Source organism: Streptomyces sp. NPDC052040 (genome assembly GCF_044548405.1).
Lineage (GTDB): Bacteria > Actinomycetota > Actinomycetes > Streptomycetales > Streptomycetaceae > Streptomyces.
The window spans coordinates 70676-93800 of the sequence record NZ_JBIUBV010000010.1 but is presented as its reverse complement, the minus strand read 5'-3'; the positions used below and the strand labels follow the sequence as shown (position 1 = coordinate 93800).

Sequence of the window (23125 nt, the reverse complement as noted above, 5' to 3'; positions counted from 1 at the left end):
CGGTCTCGGTTCTGGTCTCAGTTGGGCCCGGGTCGGGGTCCGGGGGGCACGAAGAGTTCGCCCGTCTCTGCATCGATGGCAGGAGCCGGGGGCGGCAGGTTCTATGGAGTGGGGGTGGTCAGCCCCAGAGGTCGAGCGGAAGCGGCTGGACGTCGCTGAGTTTCTCCAGGAGCCCGAGGCCAACCTCCCACTCGTCGTGGGCTAGGTAGTCCCAGACGTCGTTGACCGTAGCGCCGTTCTCGGCGGCGATCTCTGCGGAGACCAGGGGGGAGGCGGTTTCCAGCAGCTTGGGGAGGTCCATGCGTTGATTCTGGACCGCGGTCTCCAGGCGGTGGCAGGAGGTGCTCGATGGCCTCCATTGAGCAGATCGCGCCCCTGGCGACCTTCGGGATCGGCTTGACCGAGGGCTCTGAATCGGTCGGCAGGAGTGCGGGGTGGGGGTTCTGGGGGCCGGAGGGGGGAAGGGCCAGGTCCGATGGGAGACCTGGCCCTTTCTTGTTTCTGTTCCCGTGGGTGGGGCGGGTGGGGTCAGTTGGTGTGCAGGGATGTGCGGAGGGTGTCGACGGCCAGGGTGATGGCGGCCTCGGCGGCGTGGGTTTCGCGGAGGGCGTTGAGCATCACGAAGTCGTGGATGACGCCCTGGAAGCGCACGGCGGTGACCGCTACGCCCGCCTCCCGCAGCTTGTTGGCGTAGGCCTCGCCCTCGTCGCGCAGGACGTCGGCCTCGCCGGTGATGACCAGGGCCGGGGGCAGGCCGGTGAGCTGCTCGGTGGTGGCGCGCAGCGGGGAGGCGGTGATCTGGGCGCGCTCGTACTCGTCGGTCGTGTACTGGTCCCAGAACCACTGCATTGCGTCGCGGCGCAGGAAGTAGCCGGTGGCGAACTGGTGGTAGGAACCGGTGTCGAAGCTCGCGTCGGTCACCGGGTAGAACAGCACCTGCTGGACCAGCGGGACATCGCCGCGTTCCTTGGCCATCAGGGTCAGCGCGGCGGTCATGTTGCCGCCGACGGAGTCGCCCGCGACCGCGATCCGGGAGGCGTCCAGGCCCTTGGCCGCGCCCTCCTCCACGACCCAGCGGGCCACCGTGTAGTTCTGCTCGATGGCGACCGGGTAGCGCGCCTCCGGGGAGAGGTCGTACTCGGGGAAGACGACTGCCGCGCCGGTGCCGACGGCCAGTTCGCGGATCAGGCGGTCATGGGTGCGGGCGTTGCCGAAGACCCAGCCCGCGCCGTGGATGTAGATGATCACGGGGAGGGTGCCCGTGGCGCCCGCGGGACGGACGATGCGGGTTCTGACCGCTCCGGTGGGTCCGCCCGGGACGGTCACCCACTCCTCGTCGATGTCCGGCCTGGCGATCTCGCCCGACTGCACCTCGTCGACGGCCTTGCGGCCCTCTTCCGGGCCGAGGTCGAACAGATAGGGCGGGTTGGCGGTGGCCTCGGCGAAGGCGGCGGCGGCCGGCTCCAGGACGACGGGGTTGGCGGGGCTGAAGGTCTGTTCGGCGGACATGGCTCTCTCCTGAAGGCGGGGACGACTGGCGGTCGCGGCTGACGACCACGCGTGGCGGATGACAGTCGGCGGTCGGTGCCCGGTCCGGGTGGCGGGCACGCATTGAAGATAGCGCTCGATTAAGTCGTGCACAACCTAATCGAGCGCGATACGGTCGTGGTCGTCCGGACGAGTACGCTGGAGGACTCGTCCGGAGTTCAGGAGTGTCAGTGATGGACCAGGGTGCAGGGCGTCCCGCGGAGCAGGAGCAGGAGCAGGAGCAGGAGCAGGAGCAGGAGCGGGAGCAGGAGCAGAAGCGGGGCTCGCTGCTGCTGGAGGATCAGCTGTGCTTCGCCCTCTATGCCGCTTCCCGGGCCGTGACCAGCCGGTACCGGCCGCTGCTGGACGAGCTGGGGCTGACCTATCCGCAGTATCTGGTGATGCTGGTGCTGTGGCGGCAGGACGGGGTGACCGTCCGTGAGCTGGGCGCGGCGCTCCAGCTCGAGTCCAGCACGTTGTCGCCGCTGCTCAAGAGGCTTGAGGCGGGTGGTCTGATCCGCCGCGAACGGCGTGCCGACGACGAGCGCTCCGTCTCCCTGCGTCTCACCGGCACTGGGGCGGAGCTGAGGGACCGGGCTCGCGCCGTTCCGGTGGCGATCGGGGAGGCCATGGGGCTGACCCCGGAACAGGACGCCACCGCAAAGCAGTTGCTCCGCCTGCTGACGGCGAACGTCACCCGCAGCTGACCGCTCGCCGGGGAAGGGCGGGGCGCACGGGCGCGGCGCTCAGCGGCGCCGTGCAGCCATGCGCTGCCGTACGGCCTCATAGGTGAAGAGGGCTGCCGATACGGCGACGTTGAGGGAGTCCACCTGGCCGAACATCGGGATCTTCGCCCTGGTGTGACTGCCCGCGAGCCACTGGTCCGACAGGCCGTACTTCTCGCTGCCGACCAGGATCGCGGTGGGGCCGGACATGTCGACGTCCGCCATCAGGACATCCGTGTCGGGGGTCGCCGCGACGGCCTTCACCGAGTGCTCGGTCAGCCAGCGCATGACCTCCTCGGAGTCGGCGGAGGCGATCGGGACGGCGAACACGGTGCCCTTGCTGGCCCGGATCACATTGGGGTTGCCCCAGTCGGTGACCGGGTTGGCCGAGATCACGGCGGTGACTCCGGCCGCGTCGGCGGTGCGCAGCATCGAGCCCAGGTTGCCCGGCTTCTCGACGCTCTCGCACACCAGGAAGAGGGAGGTCTCGTCGACCTCGATCCGGGAGAGGTCGGTCTCGATGTCCGGTACGACGGCGAGCCAGCCGTCCGGGCCCTCGCGGTAGGCGGCCTTGTCGAAGGCCTGGCGGCTCAGGCTGTAGAGGTCGGCACCACGTTCGGCGGCCCGCGCCAGGACGTCCCTCGGGTCCGTGCCGCCGGTCAGCGCGGGGCAGAAGTACAGCTCGCGGGGGCGTACCCCGGCCCGCAGGGCGAGATCCAGTTCCTCGTAGCCCTCCACCAGGGTCACCCCGGAATTCTGCCTGTTCCGCCGACGGCGGAGAGCGGCGAGTTCCTTCACATGGGGATTGCTCGGGCTGGAAATTTCCTTGGGCGAACCGGCCCGCGGGATGGACGGCATCGGCGGTGGGAATCACGGTGCCTTTCGGGCCCCGATCCTCCGTCCCCTTTCTCTTCTGCTGCTCCTGGGCGCTGCGCGCGGTCGTGGTCAGGGTACCCGACCCGCCGGGCCGCTGCCCGTGGCCGCCGGGCGCTGGGGGGAGGTTCGCGGGGGTGGGGAGAGCGGGGATTTGCGGCAGTGAATTCATGGGAATTCGGACCGCATTGTCGCTGCGTTCGGTGAGGGCGATGAATGGTGCATCGCTGCATCGGTGATGTGTGGATGGGTGGATGTGTGGGAGGGGCGGGGGAGCGGCCTGCGTGCAGAGGCGGGGCGGGGCGGGTCGGGTCGGGGTGGGGCGGCTGGTGCGGAGGTGGGCGGAGGTGAGGGGAAGTGGGCGAAGGTAAAGCGGGTAAAGATGCCGGTCCGTTCGGGAAATTCATCGGGTGCGGGGAGAACCGGGGGACACCGAGCGACCTCTTGGTTAACGGCTAGCATCGCGTGGACAGTCGTGGGCCGGGATGGGGTGGGTGGTCGTGTCGCAGCCGCAGCATGAGGTGGGGCCCCGCATCGCCGTTGCCGTCGTCACGATGGGCAACCGCCCGGCCGAGGTCGACGCCCTCCTCGCCTCCGTCGCCAAGCAGGATCTCGCCCCGGCCCGCATCGTCGTCGTCGGCAACGGGTGTCCGCTGCCCGAGTTCGCCGAGCGCCTCGGTCTTCCCGGCGAGGTCACCTGCATAGAGGTGGACGAGAACCTGGGCTGTCCCGGTGGCCGCAATGTCGCCCTCGCCCGGCTGCGGGAGTTCGGGGACGTCGATGCCGTGGTCGAACTGGACGACGACGGGCTGCTGGTGGAAGCCGATGTGCTCCGCCGGGTACGTGATCTCTACGCGGCCGACGCGCGGCTCGGCATCGTCGGGTTCCGTATCGCCGACGAGCACGGGGAGACCCAGCGTCGGCATGTGCCGCGGATCGGCGCCGCCGATCCGATGCGCGGCGGCCCGGTGACCGGCTTCCTCGGCGGTGGGCACGCGCTGTCCATGGCGATGCTCGCCGAAACCGGTGACTGGCCCGCCGAGTTCTTCTTCGCGCACGAGGAGACGGACCTCGCCTGGCGGGCCGCCGACGCCGGCTGGACCATCCTCTACGCGCCCGAGCTGCTCCTCCAGCACCCCAAGACCTCACCCGCCCGGCACGCCATCTACTACCGGGTCACCGCGCGGAATCGGGTGTGGCTCGTACGGCGACGGCTGCCCCTGCCGCTCATCCCTGTGCATCTGGGGGTCTGGATCGCCGTCACCCTGCTGCGGACCCGGTCGGTCGGCGGCTTGCGGGCCTGGTTCGGCGGGTTCATGGAGGGGCTGCGGACCCCGGGCGGCGAGCGGCGCCCCATGCGCTGGCGCACGGTGTGGCGCCTGACGCGGCTCGGTCGTCCTCCGGTGCTCTGAGGAGTCCGGGAGGGCCGAGGACCCCGGGGCAGCCGAGGAGCCCGGGAGAGCCGAGGATCCGGGGGGAGTTGACGAGCCCGGGGGAGTCGTGGAGTCCGGGGGATTCGCGGCAGGCGTCCGCACGGTCTCCCCGCCGCGCCCCATGACGAAAGACCCGGTCGTTCACCTCCGCCGACCGGGTCCTCGTGCTTCCGGAATCCGGCCGCGGCGGCGACACTCCCCCGAGCTGCGCATCCACGCGCGCACCGTCGGGCCAGATCCGATGCAGGGATCACATCAGGCCACGCCAACAGATCGCTAACATGTGGCCAACGGTTCCGGAATGAGCCGTGAGCTGGTCGGTTCCTACCCGGGAACGGGCGGACCATGCGGCGGGAAATCGCCGTATGCGGATGTGAACTATCAGATGGAAAACGGCGGTTGGCCGTACGGCAGAGCGGCGCGGCGATGGGGCGATCGTGCCGCGCCGTGGAACGAGGCACGGCCGGGCCGTGCGGAAGGACAGCGGGGCGGCTATGCGGTACGGGCTGCGGTTCGGGCTGCTGGGGCCGCCCGTCGTATACGACGCCGACGGCGAGAACCGGCCGGTCGGCAGCGCCAAGATGCGTGCCCTGCTGGTCGCGCTTCTGCTGGAGCCGGGCCGGGTCGTCTCGGTCGACGCACTCAAGGACGCCCTGTGGAGCGGCGCCCCGCCGGCCAGCGCCCACGCCTCCTTGCAGAACCATGTGACCAGGCTCCGCCGCCTTCTCGGCACGGACGGCTCCCAGCGGCTGCGCGCCGTGGCGCCCGGCTATCTCCTCCGGGTCGACGACGGTGAGCTGGACATACGTGTCTTCGAGGGGCATGTGGCCGCGGCCCGCGCCGCGCACACCGGCCGAGACTGGGACCGCACCCTCGGCGAGGCGTCCGCCGCGCTCGCGCTGTGGCGCGGCACCCCCCTCAGCGGGCTGCCCCCCGAGACCCGCGGACACGCCCTGGTGCGGCGCCTGGCGGAGGCGCGGCTGCTGGCCCTGGAATGGCGGTACGACGCCGAACTGCACCTCGGCGGCGCCCGGCTCGGCGGGCTGGTGCCGGAACTGGCCGCGCTGGTGGCGGAACACCCGCTGCGGGAGGGCTTCCACCGGCTGCTCATGCTCGTACTGCACCGCACCGGCCGTCCGGCCGAGGCGCTGGCCGTCCATCGGGATCTGCGCGAACGGCTGATCGAGGAACTCGGGGTCGAGCCCGGAGGCGCGGTGCGCGCGGCCCACCTGGAGATCCTGGGGGACGACGGCCCGGGCACCGGACGTATGGAGGCCGCAGGAGGGCGTACGGGTCCCGGGGGCCCCCGACCCGCTCAGCTCCCGCCCGCCCCGGCCCACTTCACCGGGCGGGCGACGGTTCGCGACGAACTGCTGCGCTTTCTCGGGACCGAGCAGGACACCCCGCGTGTCGCCGTGCTCAGCGGTATGGCCGGGGTCGGCAAGAGCGCGCTCGCGCTGACGGTGGCGCAGGGGCTGAGGAAACGTTTCGCCGATGGTCAGCTCTATGTGAACCTGCACGGCGCCACACCCGGCATGACCCCGCTGACCCCCGAGCAGGCCCTCACCGCACTGCTGCGCGACCTCGGCGCCGAGCCCCGCCGGATTCCCTCGCAGCCGGACGCCGCGGCCGCGTTGCTGCGGTCCCTGCTCGCCCCCACCCGCACCCTGATGGTGCTGGACGACGCGGCGAACGCCGCCCAGGTCAGGCCGCTGCTGCCAGGTGGGCCCGGTTGTGCGGTGATGGTGACGAGCCGTTCCCCGCTCACCGCGCTCGACGGCGCCCACCGGGTTCCGCTGGCGCCGCTGTCCGGCGAGGAGAGCGCGGCCCTGCTGCGCGCGGTCTCCGGCCGGGACGGTCTCGACGCAGGGCATCCGCTGGTCGAACTCGCCGGGCGGCTGCCGCTCGCCCTACGCGTGGTGGCCGCCCGGCTCGCCGCCCGCCGGGCGCTCGCCCCGGACGTCCTGGCCAGTCAACTGGCCGCCACCGAAGGGCGGTTGCACCACCTGGAGTACGACGACCTGAGCGTGCGCAGATCGCTCGCGGTCGCCCATGACGCGCTGCGGGCCTCGGAGCGCGAGGCGGACCGGGACGCGGCGCGTGCCCTCGGCCGTATCGGCGCGCTGGATCTGCCCGGCTACGGGGCGGCCCTGCTCGCGCGGCTGCTCGGCACGGACGAGCGGCGGGCCGAGGCCGCCCTCGACCGGCTCGTCGATGTCGCCCTCCTGGAGGAGACGGCGTACGGGCGGTACGCGCCGCACGACCTCGTCCGGGACTTCGCCCGCGAAACCGCCATGGGCGAGACGACGCCCCCTGACACCCCGGCCCCGGCCCCGGACCCGGCCCCGGCCGAGGAGACTGCGGCTTCCCGTCCCGTGGCCCCGGCCGAGGAGACCGTTCGTCGGGCTCCGGCCAAGGAGTCCGTTCCTCGCCCCCCGGCCCCCGCCCCGGCCTGCGGAGACACCCCCCGCACGCAGCCCTGTCCCGCGGAAGTGGCCCTGCGCTGGTACACCGCCATGGCCACCCGGGCCTACGAGGCCACCGTCGAGCCGGGTGCCGAGCGTGAGGACCGGCTTCGGGCCACCCCGTCGCAGCCCGGGACGTATGCCGCGGACGTGGCGGCCGCGCCCGTCTTCGGGTCCGGCCGGGCCGCCGCCGACTGGATCGTCCTCGAACTGGACAACGTCGTCGCCCTGGTGGAGCGCCATGCCGACACCTCGGCCCATGTCCCGCTGATCGTCCGGCTGATCGCTCCCCATCTCCAGCGCCGCGGCCATGTCGCCGAGCTGGAGGTGCTCGTCCGCGCCGCTCTGCACGGGGTGCGCCGACTCGGTGACACCCCCGCGGAGGCGTTCGCGCTGCTGGACCTGGCCGGGATGAACTTCCTGAAGGGCCGCGGCAATGAGGCACTCGCCCGGCTCGACGAGGCGCTGGCGATCTGGCGGCGCCACCACGACCTCTCCTGTCTGCTCCGGGGCCTCAACCACCGTGCGGTGCTGCTGGAAACCCTCGGCCGCTACGAGGAGACGGGCGAGACCCTGCGCCAGTGCCTGGGGTACCTCCGGGTCCTCAACGACCCGATGCAGGAAGCCCTCACCTACAGCAACCTCGGCAACCTCTACGCGCACACGGACCCGCGGGTGGCCGTCGAACACCACCGCCGCAGCCTGGAGATCGGCGAGCGGATGGGCCATGTCGTCGTCCGCCACACCGCCCACTGCAACATCGGCTTCGACCGTCTCACACTCGGTGAACCGGACGCCGCCGTACCGCACTTCGAGGAGAGCCTGCGCATCCTCGGCGGCCATGGGCACTGGCAGGGCGAGTCACAGACCCGGCTCGGGCTGGTGCGGGCGCTCAGGGAGCGGGGCGATCTGGCGCGGGCCGTACAGGAGTGCGATGAGCTGCTGGCGCTGGCCGGCCGTCGCGGTGACTGCTACGCCGGGGGGCTCGCCCGCCATCAGCGGGGCCTGCTGCATCTCGCGGACGGTGAGGCGGAGGAGGCCCGTCGGCAGTGGACGGCCGCACTCGCCGCGCTCGACGGCACGGACAGTCCGGTCGCGGGGGAACTGCGGGAGCGACTGGCGCGGAAGTGAGCCGGGCCGAGCACCCCCGCCGAAAGAGACCTCCTACTTCGCGTCCGCGTAGCACTCGACGACCGCCGTGGTGAAGGGAATCCGGACCGGTGTGTCGCCGAAGGCCAGCCGCATCGCCAGGTCGGAGGCCTCCCGGATCGCCGCGGCCACCGTCTCCGCCTCCTTCGCGGGGCAGTGCACGATCACCTCGTCGTGCTGGAAGAAGACCAGCTCGGCGGCGAGGCCCGCGCAGGACCGGCGCAGTGCGGCGAGCAGCACCAGGGCCCAGTCGGCGGCGCTGCCCTGTACCACGAAGTTGCGGGCGAAGCGGCCGCGGGCGCGGGAGTTCGTCGAGGCGTATCCCGGCATCCGCTGCTGGGGTTCGCCGGGCGGGCCGGTCTCCGGGCCGTCCTCCTGGGGGAGGCCCGCCTCCTCCGTGGTGTCCGCGGAACCTCCGGCGGCGGGCGGGCAGGTCCGGCCCAGCCAGGTCCGTACGAGCCGGCCCTCCTCGCCCGCGCGCGCCGCGTCGTCGACATAGGCGACGGCCTGGGGGAAGCGGCGGCGCAGCGCGGCCAGGTTCTTCAGGCCGTCACCGGACGTCTGGCCGTAGATCGCTCCGAGCACGGCGATCTTGGCCTGGTCGCGGTCGCCGGAGAAGGCGCGGTCCGACACCGACTGGTAGAGGTCGGCCTCCCGGCCCGCCACCTCCATGAACGCCGGGTCGCGCGAGATCGCGGCCAGCACCCGCGGCTCCATCTGGGCGGCGTCGGCCACCACCAGCCGCCAGCCCGGGTCGGCGACCACGGCCCGCCGGATGACCTTGGGTATCTGAAGGGCGCCACCGCCGTTGGTGACCCAGCGGCCGGTGACCGTGCCGCCCGGCAGGTACTCGGGACGGAAGCGGCCGTCGCGCACCCAGTCCTGGAGCCAGGACCAGCCGTGGGCCACCCAGATGCGGTACAGCCGCTTGTACTCGAGGAGGGGCCGTACGGCGGGGTGGTCGACGGACTCGATCTCCCAGCGGCGGGTGGACTTCACCCGGATCCCGGCCCCCGCGAAGGCCCTGAGGACATCGGCGGGCAGCTCGGGTCTGACTCGTCGGCCGAAGGCGGCCGAGATGTCCTCGGCCAGTTCGGCCAGCCGCCGGGGCTCGCCGCCGCCCGCATACCGCTCGCCGAGCAGCTCGTGGAGCACCTCGCGGTGGACGTCGGCGCTCCAGGGCAGCCCGGTGCGGTTCATCTCGGACGCCACGAGCATTCCGGCGGACTCGACGGCGGTGAGCAGCCGCATGCGCTCCGGATGGGCGGCGGCCTCGTGCCGGCGCTGCTGGTCCGCGTACACCTCGACGAGGTCCTTCAGCGGGACCCGGACCGGGCCCGCTTCGAACAGGGAGGACTGCGAGCCGGGCTCGGCGGAACGGAGCGGCGGATCCGTTGGCACGGGGCCGCCGCGCAGCCGGGCCAGCGCGGCGGCGGCGGACCGGGGCTCACCGAGACGGCCCTCGTGGCCCAGGAGGAGGGTCTCGGCGGCCTCGACGTCGTAGCACCGGTCGACTCGCACCCCCGTGGCGAGCAGACGCGGCTGGACGTCGGCGGTGGACCGCCACACCCAGCGGGTGACCTCGGGCCGCGCCCGCACGGCCGCGCCGAGATCCTCCTCCCTGACCACAGGCCCGGCGGGCAGCCCGTCCGGGCCGAGCGCGACGGTCTCCACGCCGCCGTCCTCGGCCGGAGCGAGAGCCCAGCGCCCGGTCATGCACAGAGTCTGGCAGGGGGGTCTGACAACGGCCCCCGACCTGCCCGCGGACCCGGACCGCTCACTCCTCCAGATCCTGCGCAGCGGGGCCGCTCACTCCTCCCGCCTCTCGGTCACTCCTCCCGATCCTCCCGCCCCTCCGGCTCCTTCTACTGCTCCTCCTCCTGCCCCTCCGCCCCCGGTGCCGGGGGCCCGAAGGACTCGCTGATCCCGGCCAGCAGGGCCGTGAGGTACTCCTCCGTCGTCGTCTTGTCCAGGCCGAGGGAGGACAGCGGGCCCTGGCCGTTCTCCAGTTCCAGGAGCGCCAGCAGGATGTGCTCGGTGCCGATGTAGGTGTGGCCCAGGCGGAGGGCCTCGCGGAAGGTGAGTTCGAGGGTCTTCTTGGCGGCGGGGGCGTAGGGCACGAGGTCCGGGACCTCCTCGGCCCGGGGCGGCAGCACCGCGGCGGCCGCCTCGCGCACCGCCTCCAGCGGGACGCCGCGGGCCAGCACCGCACGGGCGGCGAGCCCGTCCGGTTCCGCCAGCAGGCCGAGGACGAGGTGGCCGGGCACCGTCTCGGCGCTGCCCGCGTCCTTCGCGGCCTGGTGCGCGGCCATCACCACATGGCGCGCGCGGGGCGTGTAGCGGCTGAACCCCTGGCCGGGGTCGAGGTCCGCCGACTCCTTGGGGACGAAACGCTTCTGGGCCGCCTGCCGGGTCACGCCCATGCTCTTGCCGATGTCGGTCCAGGAGGCTCCCGACCGCCGGGCCTGGTCCACGAAGTGGCCGATCAGATGGTCCGCCACATCGCCGAGGTGCTCCGCGGCGAGTACCGCGTCCTGGAGCTGCTCCAGCGCGTCGGTGTGCACCGTCCTGATGGCTTCGATGAGGTCGTCGAGGCGCAGTTTCGCTGTGGTGTGAGGCTTGGCCGTCATGTGTCAACGGTAGGTTGACAGTCTCAAGAGTGTCAACCGGAAGTTGACACCTGTCCGGGCATGTCACGATCGAACGCGTGAGTACGACGACCACCGTGGACCGCGCCTTCCGCGCCGCCCTCTACGACGACGCCGACGCGGCCCTGGACACCGGCGCCTCCCTGCTCGCCGCCGACCCCGCGGCCGACGGCGAACTGGCCCGGCGCGGCGAGGAGTTCCTCGGTGCCGCCTGGCGGCGCAACTGGCAGCCCGCCGATGTCGTACGCGTCGTACGGCGCGAACTGGACGACCCGCATGTCCGCCTGGTCTCGGAGCTGATCCTCCGGGAGGCCGGGCGGCGGCCGTCCCCCGGCCCGCGCTGGACCGCCCAGCTGCGGGAACTCGACGGGGAGCCCCCGCGCCTCCCGGACCGCTTCTCCCACGCGACCGCCGTGCTGGAGCTGTACCGCCTGCTGCTCCGCCTCCCCGCGCTCGAACCGCTGGACGTGCCCGGGCGGTCCGGTGCCCCGCAGCAGCCGGAGTCCCGGATGCTCGGCCGTATCCGCGCGCTGCTCGCGAAGGCGGAGGCGACCGGCTATCCGGAGGAGGCCGAGGCACTCAGCGCCAAGGCGCAGGAGCTGATGGCCCGGCACAGCATCGACGAGGCGCTGCTCGCCGCCCGGACGCACAACGCGAACACCCCCGGTGCCTGCCGCATCGGCGTGGACCCGCCGTACGAGACGGCCAAGGCGGTGCTCCTGGACGCGGTGGCGGCCGCGAACCGCTGCCGTGCCGTGTGGCACGAGGCCTTCGGCTTCTCCACGGTCATCGGATTCGAACCCGACCTGGAGGCCGTCGAGTTGCTCCACACCTCGCTGCTGGTGCAGGCCACCGCCGCCATGACCCGGGCGGAGGCGGCGCAGCGCAAGGGCGGCCGGAAGCGTACGAAGACCTTCCGGCAGTCGTTCCTGGCCGCGTACGCGCACCGAATCGGCGACCGGCTCCGGGCCGCCGCCGAGGGCCAGGTGGACAGCACCGAGGGCGAATTGCTGCCAGTGCTGGCGGCCCGGGACGTGGCCGTCGCCGACCACATGGAGCAGATGTTCCCGGACTCGGTCACCACCCGGATGCGCGGGGTAACCGACGCAGCGGGCTGGGAAGAGGGGGCCGCGGCCGCCGACCGCGCCCGGGTCACGGAGGGGCCCCGGGCGGGGGAGCGGCCCCGGCTCACCTGAGGGATGATCCGGTCAGTCGCCCGCGACCTGGATCGGGCCCACCGAGGCATCGGGGGTGTCCTGGGACTTCAGCGCCACATCGCCGTACGACCACGGGTAGCTCTTGGCGTCACCGGCGCCCGGGACGGTGATCTTCACCGCTCGCGCGGGCGCGCTGTGCGAGCCGCCGCTCCCGCGGACGTAGGTGAGGGTGAAGGTCGCCGCCTCGCCCTTCTGGAGCGCCACCTTCACGGGAGTGGCGCCCTTCTCGTTCGCGACGTTCCAGGAGGACGAACCGCCGGTGAGCGCGACGCCCGGGAAGCCCTGGAAGGTGCACTGCTTGCTGCCGCTGTTGGTGACGGTGACCGGGACGTTCCCGGTGTCGCCCGCCGTGGTGGCCGCGTTGCCGGGGCCGACCTTGACGGCGACCGTGCAGCCGGCGGCCTTCGCCTCGTCGCCACCGCTCTTGCTGTCGCAGGCGGTCAGGGTCAGCGCCGTGGCGAGCACGGCGACTGCGAGGGGGACGCGGATCGTACGCATGAGGGTCCTCTGGGATCGTGACGGTGTCCAAGGATCATCACGCAGGCGCCCGGCGGTACATTGCGCGCCCCCACGGAAACCCGGATGCGCCGCCCCGCGCACCCCTCGTACCCCGCCCCGGTCGGGACGTCAGGAGTCGGGACGTCAGGATCCGAGGCCGGACGTCGGCAGTCCGCTGGGCAGTTTGCCGCCCTCGGCCTTCAGATAGGTCTCCGTGCCGAGGCCGCCCTCCCAGGTGACCTTCATACCGGTGGAGTTCACGGAGTCGACCATGCCGGTGGCCCGGCTCTTGCTGCCGTCGGTGCACTTGAGGTGGATCATCTGCATGCCCGCCTCCTCGCCCGCGGTTCCGCTGCACACGGTGCCGCCGGTGGCGAAGAGCCCGGCCTGCTTACCCGTGATCACCAGGGCCACGGCCTTGCCGCCGGTGGTGGCCAGCCAACTGCCCTCCAGCGTGCCGCCCTTGGGGCTCGCGGAGCCGCCGGAGTCCGACGCCGACCCGGTCGCACCGGGCGTGGCGGAGCCGCCGTCGCCGGAACCGCTGTCCCCGGAGCCGCCGCTGCACCCGGTCAGCAGGAGTGCGGCCACGAGACCCGCGGACGCCAATGCGACACGGGCCTGCCCGCGGGTGAGGAGGATCGCCGTGGTCACTGAGGTCTCCCAAGATTGCCGGACGGGGGCCGGGGGCGGCCGCAGCAAGCTATCAGGGCGCCCGGCATGCCCAGAGGGGGAATCCGGCGTGGGCTTGCTCACTCGACTCCGGGGCCCGGAAGCGGACCGGGAATGGGACCGGGAAGTGGGACCGGGAAGTGGGACCGGGAAGTGAGGCCGGGAAGCGGGAACAGGAAGCGCCCGCAGCGCGTCTCTCTCCTCGTACGCAAGCTTCATGACGTGGACGGAGGCCGCATGGGCGGCGGCCTCCGGGGCAGACGCTCGACGGGCCGCAGTCAGACGGCAGTCACGCCGCAGTCAAGGCACCGTAAAGGCTGTAATCGCAGGGACACCCCGCGTGCACGTGCATATGCCCATGCACCTGCATGTGAACGGAGTTATGATCCGGGACAGTTGACCACTGCATCGATGGCCATACCAGCCAATGCACCACCCGGGAGCGACCTGTGGACCACGACGTGTACGACGTGGATGACGTGTACAACGGCATGGCTGCGACGGAGCTGCACGGAGCGGCCTGGCAGAAGAGCAGGCACAGCAACTCGCAGGGGTCGTGCGTGGAGTTCGCCCGGCTGCCCGGGGGAGAGGTGGCGGTGCGGAACTCGCGCTTCCCCGGCGGCCCCGCGCTCGTCTACACCCGCGCGGAGATCGAGGCGATGCTGCTCGGCATCAAGGACGGGGAGTTCGACCATCTGATCGCGTGAGGGCGGGGGTCTCCGCCCGCTCCGCCCGGTTCGTTGCCCGCGCACCTCGGGATGCGCGGGCAACGCGCGTAGAAGCACTACGCGTAGAAGCACTCAGCGGAGTAACGCAGATGAAGAACAAGACGCCTACACGCGTAGATCCGCTGCCTCAGAGAGCGACGAAGGGGATCACTCGGTGCACTTCGGCGCGGTCGGCAGTCGGAACAGGGCCCAGACCACCTTGCCGTGCAGCGTGCCCGCCAGCGGATGCCAGCCCCAGCTGTCGGCGAACGAGTCGACCAGGAACAGCCCGCGGCCCGATTCGGCCGAGAAGTCCTCGGAGTCACCCGCGACCGGACTGTCATGACTGGGGTCGCGCACGGCGCACACCAGGCGCGCGGTCCAGCGCATCAGATGCAGCCGCACCGGCGCGTACTGCTCGTCCGCGCACCGCGAGGGCGCGGGCAGAGCATGGCGCAGTGCGTTGGTCACGAGTTCGGAGACCACGAGGCAGACATCGTCGAAGCGCTCGTCCGCGTCCCATTCGCTCAGGGTTCTGCGGGTGAACTGCCGTGCTTCCCGTACCGCTTCGAGACGGGCCGGCAACGCGCAGGAGGCTGCGCCGGCCACGGCCGTGAGGTCGAGCGGCGGAAGTCCCTGCCGTAAGGGCTCGAGCATGGTCGATCCATTCGTCCCCATGCGAGGCACTCCCGGGTGTCGCGGTCGGTGCGATGCAGCGGTGGCGCGGGACCATGGTTTCGGATGAGCCAGGCAGATGCAAGGGCAGATGCACGTGCACGCGCCAGAATTGAACGCTCTCGTACCGCTTTCTGTTTGTTTCTTCGACCACTTTCTTCCCTGGTGCTTGCCCCCCTCTGATCTTCGTTCGGTCTCAGCTTTGTCTGCTTTCCATTTCTGTAACCGTACGAGTACTGCTCGAAGTGCTTTAGTGGCAGACTGCGCGGTCTGAAGGACGGTTGGGGAGGCTGACAAGTGAGCGCTGGGGACTCGAGCGGGTCAGTGGTGCGGCGCATTCTGCTGGGATCCCATCTCAGGCGTCTCCGCGAGGCCCGCGGCATCACCAGGGAGGCGGCCGGCTACTCGATCCGGGCCTCGGAGTCGAAGATCAGCCGCATGGAGTTGGGACGGGTGAGCTTCAAGACACGTGACGTCGAGGATCTGCTGACGCTGTACGGGATCGTCGACGAGGCCGAACGGACATCCCTGCTCTCCCTCGCGAAGGAGGCCAATGTCGCGGGCTGGTGGCACAGTTACTCGGATGTGCTGCCGAGCTGGTTCCCCACCTATGTCGGCCTGGAGGGCGCGGCCCATCTGATCCGCTCGTACGAGGTCCAGTTCGTGCACGGCCTGCTCCAGACCGAGGGGTACGCGCACGCGGTCGTCGCCCGGGGTATGAGGGGCGCGAGCGCGGCGGACATCGACCGGCGGGTGGCCCTGCGGCTCGAACGGCAGAAGTACCTGCTGTCGGAGAACGCCCCCCAGTTCCACGTCGTCCTCGACGAGGCGGCCCTGCGCCGCCCCTACGGCGACCGCGAGGTGATGCGCGGACAGCTCCAGCATCTGATCGACATCTCGGAGCGGCCCAACGTCCGGCTCCAGGTCATGCCGTTCGGACTCGGCGGCCACTCCGGTGAGAGCGGTGCCTTCACCATTCTCAGCTTCCCCGAGTCCGACCTGTCCGACGTGGTCTATATGGAGCAGCTCACCAGCGCCCTGTATCTGGACAAGCGCGAGGACGTCCTCCAGTACGAGTCCGCGATGAAGGAGCTCCAGCAGGACAGTCCGGGTCCGGACGAGAGCCGCGACCTGCTGCGGGGACTGCTCCGGCTTTCCTGAAGCTTCCCCCGGTCGCACCCGGTCGCCCCGGCCGTCCCGCGGTCGCACCCGGCCGTCCCGCGACGTTGTCCCCTGCCGTCCCCGGTGTTGTCCCAGCAGCCCCACAACTCCCGTGTGACACAAGTAGCATGACGCCCAATCAGACCGTGACGCGATCGCGGGAGCGTGAACGGGTTCCTGCTTCGGCTGCGAGGGATTGAGGGATCACATGTCGTCCTACTTCACCGATCTGGCTCGGCAGTACATCGGCGGCGAGTGGCGCCCGGGCACGGGCTCCTGGGACATCATCGACTTCAATCCGTACGACGGTGAGAAGCTGGCGTCGATCACGATAGCCACGGTCGAGGAGATCGACGACGCCTACCGTGCCGCCGAGGCCGCTCAGAAGCAGTGGGCGGCCACCAACGCCTATGCCCGCCGCGCGGTGTTCGAGAAGGCCCTCGGGCTGGTCGAGGAGCGCGAGGCGGAGATCACCGAGCTGATCGTCGCCGAACTGGGCGGCACCCGGCTGAAGGCGGCCTTCGAGCTGCACCTCGCCAAGGAGTTCCTGCGCGAGTCGGTCCAGCTGGCGCTGCGCCCCGAGGGCAGGATCCTGCCGTCGCCGGTCGACGGCAAGGAGAACCGCCTCTACCGGGTGCCCGTCGGCGTGGTCGGTGTGATCAGCCCGTTCAACTTCCCCTTCCTGCTGTCGCTCAAGTCCGTCGCGCCCGCGCTCGCCCTCGGCAACGGCGTGGTGCTCAAGCCGCACCAGAACACCCCGATCGTCGGCGGCTCCCTGGTCGCGAAGATCTTCGAGGACGCGGGGCTGCCGGGCGGCCTGCTGAACGTGGTGATCACGGACATAGCCGAGATCGGCGACGCCTTCATCGACCACCCGGTCCCCAAGGTCATCTCCTTCACCGGCTCCGACGCGGTCGGCCGCCACGTCGCCACCGTCTGCGCCGCGCACTTCAAGCGCTCCGTGCTCGAACTCGGCGGCAACAGCGCCCTGGTGGTCCTCGACGACGCCGATGTCGACTACGCGGTCGACGCGGCCGTCTTCAGTCGCTTCGTCCACCAGGGCCAGGTCTGCATGGCCGCCAACCGCGTCCTGGTCGACCGCTCGGTGCTGGCCGAGTTCACCGAGAAGTTCGTCGCCAAGGTGACGTCCCTGAAGGCGGGCGACCCGCGCGACCCGGAGACCGTCCTCGGCCCGGTCATCAACTCCTCGCAGGCGGACGCCCTCTCGGGCACGGTGGAGCAGGCCCTGGCGGAGGGCGCCACGGCGCTGGTGCGCGGCACCACCACGGACAACCTGGTGCGGCCGACCGTCCTCACGGACATCCCGGCCGGATCCGCGGTCCTCCGGCAGGAGATCTTCGGCCCGGTCGCCCTGCTCATCCCCTTCGACGGCGAGGAGGAGGCCGTCCGGCTCACCAACGACACCCCCTACGGCCTCAGCGGCGCCGTCCACACCGGCGACGTCGAGCGCGGGGTGGCCTTCGCCCGGCGGATCGAGACGGGCATGTTCCATGTGAACGACGGCACGGTCCACGACGAGCCGCTGGTCCCGTTCGGCGGCGAGAAGCACTCGGGCGTCGGGCGGCTGAACGGCGAGACCACGGTCGAGGCCTTCACCACCCAGAAGTGGATCTCGGTGCAGCACGGCCGCAGCGCGTTCCCCTTCTGAATCAGCCCCTTCTGAATCAGCCCCTTCTGGATCAGCCCCTTCGGATCCGATCCGGCGACGAGAAACACCCGGCCGCCCCCGGCCCACCGACACCGCCCGGCCGCCCCCGGCCCACCGACACCGCCCCCCGGGCGCCCCGGCGGGCCGGTGTCGGCGAGGGCCCTGACCTCAGTGGTGGAAGCTGGTGGCGGCCGCCTTGTCACGGGTCAGCGGGTGCGGCTGCTGCCGCAGCTCGGGCAGCAGCCTGGTCAGATCCTCGAGGAACAGGTCGGCCAGGTCCGTGGAGAAGCCGTTGCGGCACACGACCCGCAGCACCGACAGATCCTCGCGGTTGGCCGGGAAGGTGTACGCGGGCACCAGCCAGCCGGACTCCCGCAGCCGCCGGGAGACGTCGAAGACGTCGTACGCCGTCACGTCCGGCGTGGTGGTGAACGCGAAGACCGGCAGCTGGTCGCCCCGGGTCAGCAGCCGGAAGTCGCCCAGTTCCCCGATCCGGTCGGCGAGCCCCCGCGCCACCTTCCGCGAGGTCTCCTGGACCGCACGGTAGCCCTCCCGGCCCAGCCTCAGGAAGGTGTAGTACTGCGCCACCACCTGGGCCCCGGGCCGGGAGAAGTTGAGCGCGAAGGTCGGCATGTCGCCGCCCAGGTAGTTGACCCGGAAGACCAGCTCCTCGGGCAGGGCCTCCTGGTCGCGCCACAGGGCCCAGCCCACGCCCGGGTAGACCAGCCCGTACTTGTGGCCCGAGGCGTTGATGGAGGCGACCCGCGGCAGGCGGAAGTCCCAGACCAGGTCCTCGTCGAGGAAGGGCGCGATCATCCCGCCGGACGCCCCGTCCACATGCACCGGGATGTCCAGACCCGTGCGTTCCTGGAGCTGGTCCAGCGCGGCGCAGAGGTCGGCGATCGGCTCGTAGGATCCGTCGAAGGTGGAGCCGAGGATGCCGATCACCCCGATGGTGTTCTCGTCGCACAACTCGACGGCGGCCGCGGGGTCCAGATGGAACCGGTCGCCCTCCATGGGCACCTGGCGTGCCTCCACCTCCCAGAAATTGCAGAACTTCTCCCAGCAGACCTGGACGTTCACCCCCATCACCAGGTTGGGGCGGGCCTCCTTCGAGGGATAGCGGTCCGCGTTGCGGGTGGCCCAGCGGCGCTTGAGGGCCAACCCCGCGAGCATGCACGCCTCGCTGGAGCCGGTGGTCGAACAGCCGATCGCCGACTGCGGGTCCGGGGCGTTCCACAGGTCGGCGAGCATGCACACACAGCGGCGTTCCAGTTCGGCCGTGCGGGGATACTCGTCCTTGTCGATCATGTTCTTGTCACGGCACTCGGCCATCAGCTGCCCGGCCTCGGGCTCCATCCAGGTGGTGACGAAGGTGGCCAGATTCAGCCGCGAGTTGCCGTCCAGCATCAGTTCGTCGTGGACCAGCTGGTAGGCGGTGGTGGGCAGCATCGGCCGGTCCGGCAGCCGGTGCTTCGGCGGTGCCTCGTTCATCTCGACGACCGGGTTGGCCTCCCCGTAGAAGGGGTTCATCGACCTGTGGTGCCCGTTGGCCTTCTCCCGGCCTCTGTGCAGCGGCATGGTGTGTCGTCTCCCGTCCTGTCGTGATCGTCGTGCGGGCGCGGGCCCGCGGATCGGTGCGGCGGTGAAGCGGAGCGGTGTGCATGCGGCGGTGAGCGGGGCGGCGCGCGATGCGCCGCGCACGTCCCTGCCCCATCATCGGTGCCGAACCGGAACACGCCTTGCACCTCACGCGGCGTGAGGCGCGAGCCTGGTGCGCGCAAGGGAAGGAGCGGAGTTGAGCTACTCGGTCGGCCAGGTGGCCGATGTCGCCGGAGTGACCGTGCGCACCCTGCACCACTACGACGAGATCGGCCTGCTCGTACCCGGTGAGCGCACCCACGCCGGTCACCGGCGCTACGGTGACGCGGACCTCGACCGGTTGCAGCAGATCCTGTTCTACCGGGAGCTGGGCTTTCCGCTCGACGAGGTCGCCGCCCTGCTCGACGATCCGGACGCGGACCCGGGCGCACAGCTGCGCCGGCAGCACGAGCTGCTCACCGCCCGGATCGAGAGGCTGCGCAGGATGGCGGCGGCCGTGGAGCACGCCATGGAGGCACGCACGATGGGTATCCGTCTCACGCCCGAGGAGAGGTTCGAGGTCTTCGGGGACCAGGACCCGGAGCAGTACGCGGAGGAGGCCGGGCGCCGCTGGGGCGGCACGGCCGAGTACGCCGAGTCGCGGCGGCGCACCGCGCGCCACTCGAAGGACGACTGGCGGCGCATCCAGGCCGAGGCGGCCGACTGGGGCGGGCGCTATGCCGCCCTGATGGCCGCCGGTGAGCCCCCGGAGGGGGAGCGGGCCATGGACCTGGCCGAGGAGCACCGGCTCCACATCTGCACCTGGTTCTACGCCTGCTCGTACGACGTCCATCGCTGCCTCGGTGAGATGTACGTTTCGGACGAGCGTTTCAGGACGTTCTACGATGCCGTGCGGCCGGGCCTCGCCGCGCACCTCAGGGACGCGATCGGGGCGAACGCGGACCGCCACGGCGGCTGAGCGGGCGGCGGGCGTGCATCCCCCGGACATCCGTGGAACCCGTCGGGGCCACCGCGCGTTGATAGCTTTGTCCGGCCATCGCTGTCGTGCCGCCCGTCCCCCGGGGTGCGCCGCGCCTCCCCTCACCCCCTCAGGAGCCCGGAACCGTGATGACGCTTGCCCTCGGCCCGAGCTGGCTGGATCCGAATTACCTCCTGGACACCTTCGGAATCTGGGGTCTGCTCCTCATCGTCTTCGCCGAGTCCGGGCTGCTGATCGGCTTCTTCCTGCCGGGCGACTCGCTGCTGTTCACCTGCGGTCTGCTGATCACGTCCCATCAGCTGGGCTTCCCGCTGGCGGGGGCCATCGCGCTGATCTGCGTCGCCGCGATCCTGGGCGACCAGGCGGGCTACATGTTCGGCAAGAAGGTCGGCCCCTCGCTCTTCAACCGCCCGGACTCACGTCTCTTCAAGCAGGAGAACGTGGTCAAGGCGCACGAGTTCTTCGAGAAGTACGGCCCGAAGTCGCTGGTGCTGGCCCGCTTCGTGCCGGTGGTGCGCACCTTCACACCGATCGTCGCCGGTGTCAGCGGCATGCGGTACCGCTCGTTCCTGGTCTTCAACGTCATCGGTGGCGTCCTGTGGGGGGCGGGCGTCACCCTGCTGGGTTCCTGGCTGGGCAACATCGGCTTCGTCCGGGAGAACATCGAGCTGATCCTCATCCTGATCGTGCTGGTGTCGGTGGTCCCGATCGCCATCGAGTTCCTGCGGGCCCGCGCCAAGGCCAAGAAGGCGCCGACCGCCCAGCAGCAGGCTCCGCAGCCCCCGCCCTTCCCGGGAGCCCCCTACGGCCAGCAGCAGGCCCCGGTCATGGACGACGCGACCACCCGCCTGCGCGCCGTACCGCCCGCCCCCCAGGACCCGGCCCGGGCCTACGGCCACCCCGACCCGGCCTACGGCCACCAGGGCCAGGGCTACGGCGGCCAGCAGGCCCAGGGCTACGGCCAGCAGGCCCAGCAGGCGCAGCAGGCCCAGCAGGCGCCGGGGGCCTACGGCCAGCAGGCGTACGGCGAGCAGGGCCAGGGCTACGGTCAGCAGCAGGGCCAGGGCTACGGCGGCCAGGGGCAGCAGCAGCCGTACGGCACCGGCCAGGGCGGCAGCGGTTACGCGGACCACTACGGCGGCCACGGCGGCCCCTACGCCCAGCAACCTCCGCAGGGCTACCCGCAGCAGCCCCCGCAGGGCTACCCCCAGCAGCAGCCGTACGGCTCCGGGCAGGACGACCGGCAGCAGCAGCCCCCGCAGCCGAACCCCTACGGCCAGGGCCACCGGCAGAACTGACCGCCGCCGCGGACACCGCGGGCCGGGCGGGGCGTCAGAAGCCGCGGGTCCGCTTGGCCGCCCGGCGGCCCGCCGCGTCGCCGCCCGGAATCCGCAGGAACAGCCGGGAGATCTCCGAACCGAGGTTCACCCCGATCGCGATGGCCATGGCGAGGGAGGCGGCCTTCGCCAGGGACACCAGGCCCTTGTCGACGTTGCTCTGGGCGATCGACAGCAGACCGAAGTAGGTGGCCGAACCGGGCAGCAGGGGCCCGATGGCGGCGGTCGTGTACGGCAGCGCGGACGCGAACCGGTAGCGCGACAGCAGCTGCCCGAACAGGCCCACCAGACCCGCCGCCACGGCCGTGGAGGCGACCGGCGAGAAACGGCCCGGGTAGTGCATGGCGCCGTAGACGCACCAGGCGACTCCGCCGTTGAGGGCCACCAGCAGCACGGTGGATCGTTCCTGCTGGAGCAGTACCGCGAAGGTCAGGGACAGCAGCATCGAGGCGATGATCTGCACCACCGGGCGCTGCGAGACGCTCAGGGCGGTGTCCGGATTGAGCTGGGCGCCCAGCTTCACCCCGAAGTACAGGACCACCAGCACGCCGGTGACGATGCCCACGAAGAAGTACATGACCTCCAGCAGGCGGGCCGCCGCGGTGATGTAGAAGCCGGTCAGCCCGTCCTGCACACCCGCCACCAGGGCCCGTCCGGGCAGCAGGGCGAACAGTCCACCGGTGATCACGGCGGAGGCGTTCACATCGACATGGGCGACGGTGAGCGCCACACCGATCGCGGCCGGGGGCATCGCGGCCACGGTGAACTGGTAGAACTCCGGCAGCCCGCGCCCCGCGCACAGCCAGGCCAGCCGGTCGCCGAGCATCGCGCCGACCGCCGCGGCGATGAACACCACGAGGTCACCGCCGACCAGGATGGAGGCCGCACCGGCGAGCAGTCCGCCGGCCCCGGTCAGTGCCCAGCCCGGATAGGGGTGCCGGTTCCTGCGTATCTCAGCGAGCCGCCGGTAGGCCTCCTCCAGGGATATCGCGGTCTCCGGATCGCTGAGGTCGTCCACCAGCCGGAAGACGGCCGCCAGCCGGTTGTAGTCCGTGCCGCGGCGGCGCACCGTGCGGGACGCCGACACCGGGTCCTCCACCAGGGACGGCTGGTAGGAGACCGACAGCAGGGTGAAGGTGACGGTCGGCTCGCAGCGGTCCAGCCCGTAGGACCGGCAGACCGCGAACATCGCGGCCTCCACGTCCTCGGCGCCCTCGCCGCCCGCCAGCAGCAGTTCGCCGATACGGAGGGTCAGGTCGAGCACGCGCGGCACGGCGGGGCCCGTCTCCCCGGTCTTCTGCACGAGTTCCGGCGCGGGCCGCTCGGTCACCGGCATGCGCAGCATGGTGCGCATACGGTCCTGCCAGGGCGCCTCCTTGGTCAGCCGGACCACGGGTATGCCGGAGGCGGGGGTGAAGGCGGCCGGGGCGTCGTGGACGCTGTAGGTGCTCGGCACGGTGAACGCCGAGCCCTCCGGTTCGGCTGGCGGCGGCTGGACCTCCAGACCGTCGGGCACCAGGAACTCGGAGGTCGTCTCCGACTCCCTCTCGGTGCTCTGCACGTCCAGACCCTTGGGAACGGCGAACTCCGAGGTCGTGGACGAATCGGCGGTGCCGGCCGCCGGGACCTCGAGTCCCAGCGGGATCGTGAACTCGGAGGTGATCAGGGAGGCGTCGTCGTCCCCCGGCCCGGGGGGCGCGAACGCGCTCCTCGCCTCGTCCGACCGCGGCTTGCGGTCCTCCGTGTCCGGCTCCGCCACCTGCGCCTCTCTCGCCTTGCCCGCAGCCATGT

19 protein-coding genes are annotated in these 23125 nt (G+C 71.4%); 9 read left to right on the top strand and 10 right to left on the bottom strand.

The window, feature by feature from the left end; translation table 11 throughout:
• Positions 1 to 118: 118 nt before the first annotated feature.
• Positions 119 to 301 (bottom strand): hypothetical protein, encoded by a 183-nt coding sequence (locus ACIHAA_RS20980; RefSeq protein WP_399819267.1) that lies wholly within the window; start codon positions 299 to 301, stop codon positions 119 to 121.
• A gap of 227 nt (positions 302 to 528) precedes the next feature.
• Positions 529 to 1509 (bottom strand): alpha/beta hydrolase, encoded by a 981-nt coding sequence (locus ACIHAA_RS20975; RefSeq protein ID WP_399819265.1) that lies wholly within the window; start codon positions 1507 to 1509, stop codon positions 529 to 531.
• 305 nt (positions 1510 to 1814) lie between these two features.
• On the opposite strand from ACIHAA_RS20975, the gene ACIHAA_RS20970 reads away from it, so the two are divergent.
• Positions 1815 to 2234, top strand: a complete 420-nt coding sequence (locus tag ACIHAA_RS20970) for a MarR family winged helix-turn-helix transcriptional regulator (RefSeq protein WP_399819499.1) — start codon at positions 1815 to 1817, stop codon at positions 2232 to 2234.
• A 39-nt stretch (positions 2235 to 2273) separates the two neighbouring features.
• On the opposite strand, the gene ACIHAA_RS20965 is transcribed toward ACIHAA_RS20970, so the two are convergent.
• Positions 2274 to 3110 (bottom strand): TrmH family RNA methyltransferase, encoded by an 837-nt coding sequence (locus tag ACIHAA_RS20965; protein ID WP_399819263.1) that lies wholly within the window; start codon positions 3108 to 3110, stop codon positions 2274 to 2276.
• 569 nt (positions 3111 to 3679) lie between these two features.
• On the opposite strand from ACIHAA_RS20965, the gene ACIHAA_RS20960 reads away from it, so the two are divergent.
• Together ACIHAA_RS20960 and ACIHAA_RS20955 are read left to right on the top strand one after the other, a co-directional pair.
• The gene (locus ACIHAA_RS20960; protein ID WP_399819497.1) at positions 3680 to 4537 is read left to right on the top strand and encodes a glycosyltransferase family 2 protein; all 858 of its coding nucleotides are present in this window, start codon (positions 3680 to 3682) and stop codon (positions 4535 to 4537) included.
• Between the two features lie 515 nt (positions 4538 to 5052).
• Positions 5053 to 8154, top strand: coding sequence for a BTAD domain-containing putative transcriptional regulator (locus ACIHAA_RS20955; RefSeq protein WP_399819262.1), 3102 nt, complete (start codon positions 5053 to 5055; stop codon positions 8152 to 8154).
• 33 nt (positions 8155 to 8187) lie between these two features.
• On the opposite strand, the gene ACIHAA_RS20950 is transcribed toward ACIHAA_RS20955, so the two are convergent.
• Together ACIHAA_RS20950 and ACIHAA_RS20945 are read right to left on the bottom strand one after the other, a co-directional pair.
• A complete protein-coding gene (locus tag ACIHAA_RS20950; protein WP_399819260.1) occupies positions 8188 to 9888 on the bottom strand; it encodes a bifunctional 3'-5' exonuclease/DNA polymerase in 1701 nt (566 codons plus the stop codon).
• A gap of 149 nt (positions 9889 to 10037) precedes the next feature.
• Positions 10038 to 10802 (bottom strand): Clp protease N-terminal domain-containing protein, encoded by a 765-nt coding sequence (locus ACIHAA_RS20945; RefSeq protein WP_399819258.1) that lies wholly within the window; start codon positions 10800 to 10802, stop codon positions 10038 to 10040.
• Positions 10803 to 10879: 77 nt separating this feature from the next.
• Here ACIHAA_RS20945 and ACIHAA_RS20940 point away from each other — a divergent pair, with 77 nt between their 5' ends.
• A complete protein-coding gene (locus tag ACIHAA_RS20940) occupies positions 10880 to 12016 on the top strand; it encodes a DUF2786 domain-containing protein (RefSeq protein WP_399819256.1) in 1137 nt (378 codons plus the stop codon).
• A gap of 12 nt (positions 12017 to 12028) precedes the next feature.
• Here ACIHAA_RS20940 and ACIHAA_RS20935 read toward each other — a convergent pair whose 3' ends face one another.
• Entirely contained in the window at positions 12029 to 12535 is a 507-nt protein-coding gene (locus ACIHAA_RS20935; RefSeq protein WP_399819254.1) for a DUF4232 domain-containing protein, read from the bottom strand.
• A 144-nt stretch (positions 12536 to 12679) separates the two neighbouring features.
• On the bottom strand, positions 12680 to 13186 hold the full coding sequence (locus ACIHAA_RS20930; RefSeq protein WP_399819252.1) for a hypothetical protein: 507 nt from the start codon (positions 13184 to 13186) through the stop codon (positions 12680 to 12682).
• 467 nt (positions 13187 to 13653) lie between these two features.
• Here ACIHAA_RS20930 and ACIHAA_RS20925 point away from each other — a divergent pair, with 467 nt between their 5' ends.
• The gene (locus ACIHAA_RS20925; protein ID WP_399819250.1) at positions 13654 to 13911 is read left to right on the top strand and encodes a DUF397 domain-containing protein; all 258 of its coding nucleotides are present in this window, start codon (positions 13654 to 13656) and stop codon (positions 13909 to 13911) included.
• Between the two features lie 168 nt (positions 13912 to 14079).
• On the opposite strand, the gene ACIHAA_RS20920 is transcribed toward ACIHAA_RS20925, so the two are convergent.
• Positions 14080 to 14568 carry an ATP-binding protein gene (locus ACIHAA_RS20920; protein WP_399819248.1) on the bottom strand — a complete coding sequence of 163 codons (489 nt, stop codon included), beginning with the start codon at positions 14566 to 14568 and terminating at the stop codon, positions 14080 to 14082.
• A gap of 342 nt (positions 14569 to 14910) precedes the next feature.
• Here ACIHAA_RS20920 and ACIHAA_RS20915 point away from each other — a divergent pair, with 342 nt between their 5' ends.
• Together ACIHAA_RS20915 and ACIHAA_RS20910 are read left to right on the top strand one after the other, a co-directional pair.
• Positions 14911 to 15747, top strand: a complete 837-nt coding sequence (locus ACIHAA_RS20915) for a helix-turn-helix domain-containing protein (RefSeq protein WP_399819495.1) — start codon at positions 14911 to 14913, stop codon at positions 15745 to 15747.
• Between the two features lie 208 nt (positions 15748 to 15955).
• On the top strand, positions 15956 to 17416 hold the full coding sequence (locus tag ACIHAA_RS20910) for an aldehyde dehydrogenase family protein (protein ID WP_399819246.1): 1461 nt from the start codon (positions 15956 to 15958) through the stop codon (positions 17414 to 17416).
• 168 nt (positions 17417 to 17584) lie between these two features.
• Here the strand turns inward: ACIHAA_RS20910 and ACIHAA_RS20905 are convergent, their stop codons facing one another.
• Positions 17585 to 18997 carry a glutamate decarboxylase gene (locus ACIHAA_RS20905; RefSeq protein WP_399819244.1) on the bottom strand — a complete coding sequence of 471 codons (1413 nt, stop codon included), beginning with the start codon at positions 18995 to 18997 and terminating at the stop codon, positions 17585 to 17587.
• Positions 18998 to 19214: 217 nt separating this feature from the next.
• Here ACIHAA_RS20905 and ACIHAA_RS20900 point away from each other — a divergent pair, with 217 nt between their 5' ends.
• Positions 19215 to 19976 (top strand): MerR family transcriptional regulator, encoded by a 762-nt coding sequence (locus tag ACIHAA_RS20900; RefSeq protein WP_399819242.1) that lies wholly within the window; start codon positions 19215 to 19217, stop codon positions 19974 to 19976.
• A gap of 149 nt (positions 19977 to 20125) precedes the next feature.
• A complete protein-coding gene (locus ACIHAA_RS20895; protein WP_399819493.1) occupies positions 20126 to 21295 on the top strand; it encodes a DedA family protein in 1170 nt (389 codons plus the stop codon).
• A 34-nt stretch (positions 21296 to 21329) separates the two neighbouring features.
• On the opposite strand, the gene ACIHAA_RS20890 is transcribed toward ACIHAA_RS20895, so the two are convergent.
• Entirely contained in the window at positions 21330 to 23123 is a 1794-nt protein-coding gene (locus ACIHAA_RS20890; protein WP_399819240.1) for a threonine/serine exporter ThrE family protein, read from the bottom strand.
• Positions 23124 to 23125: the final 2 nt, after the last annotated feature.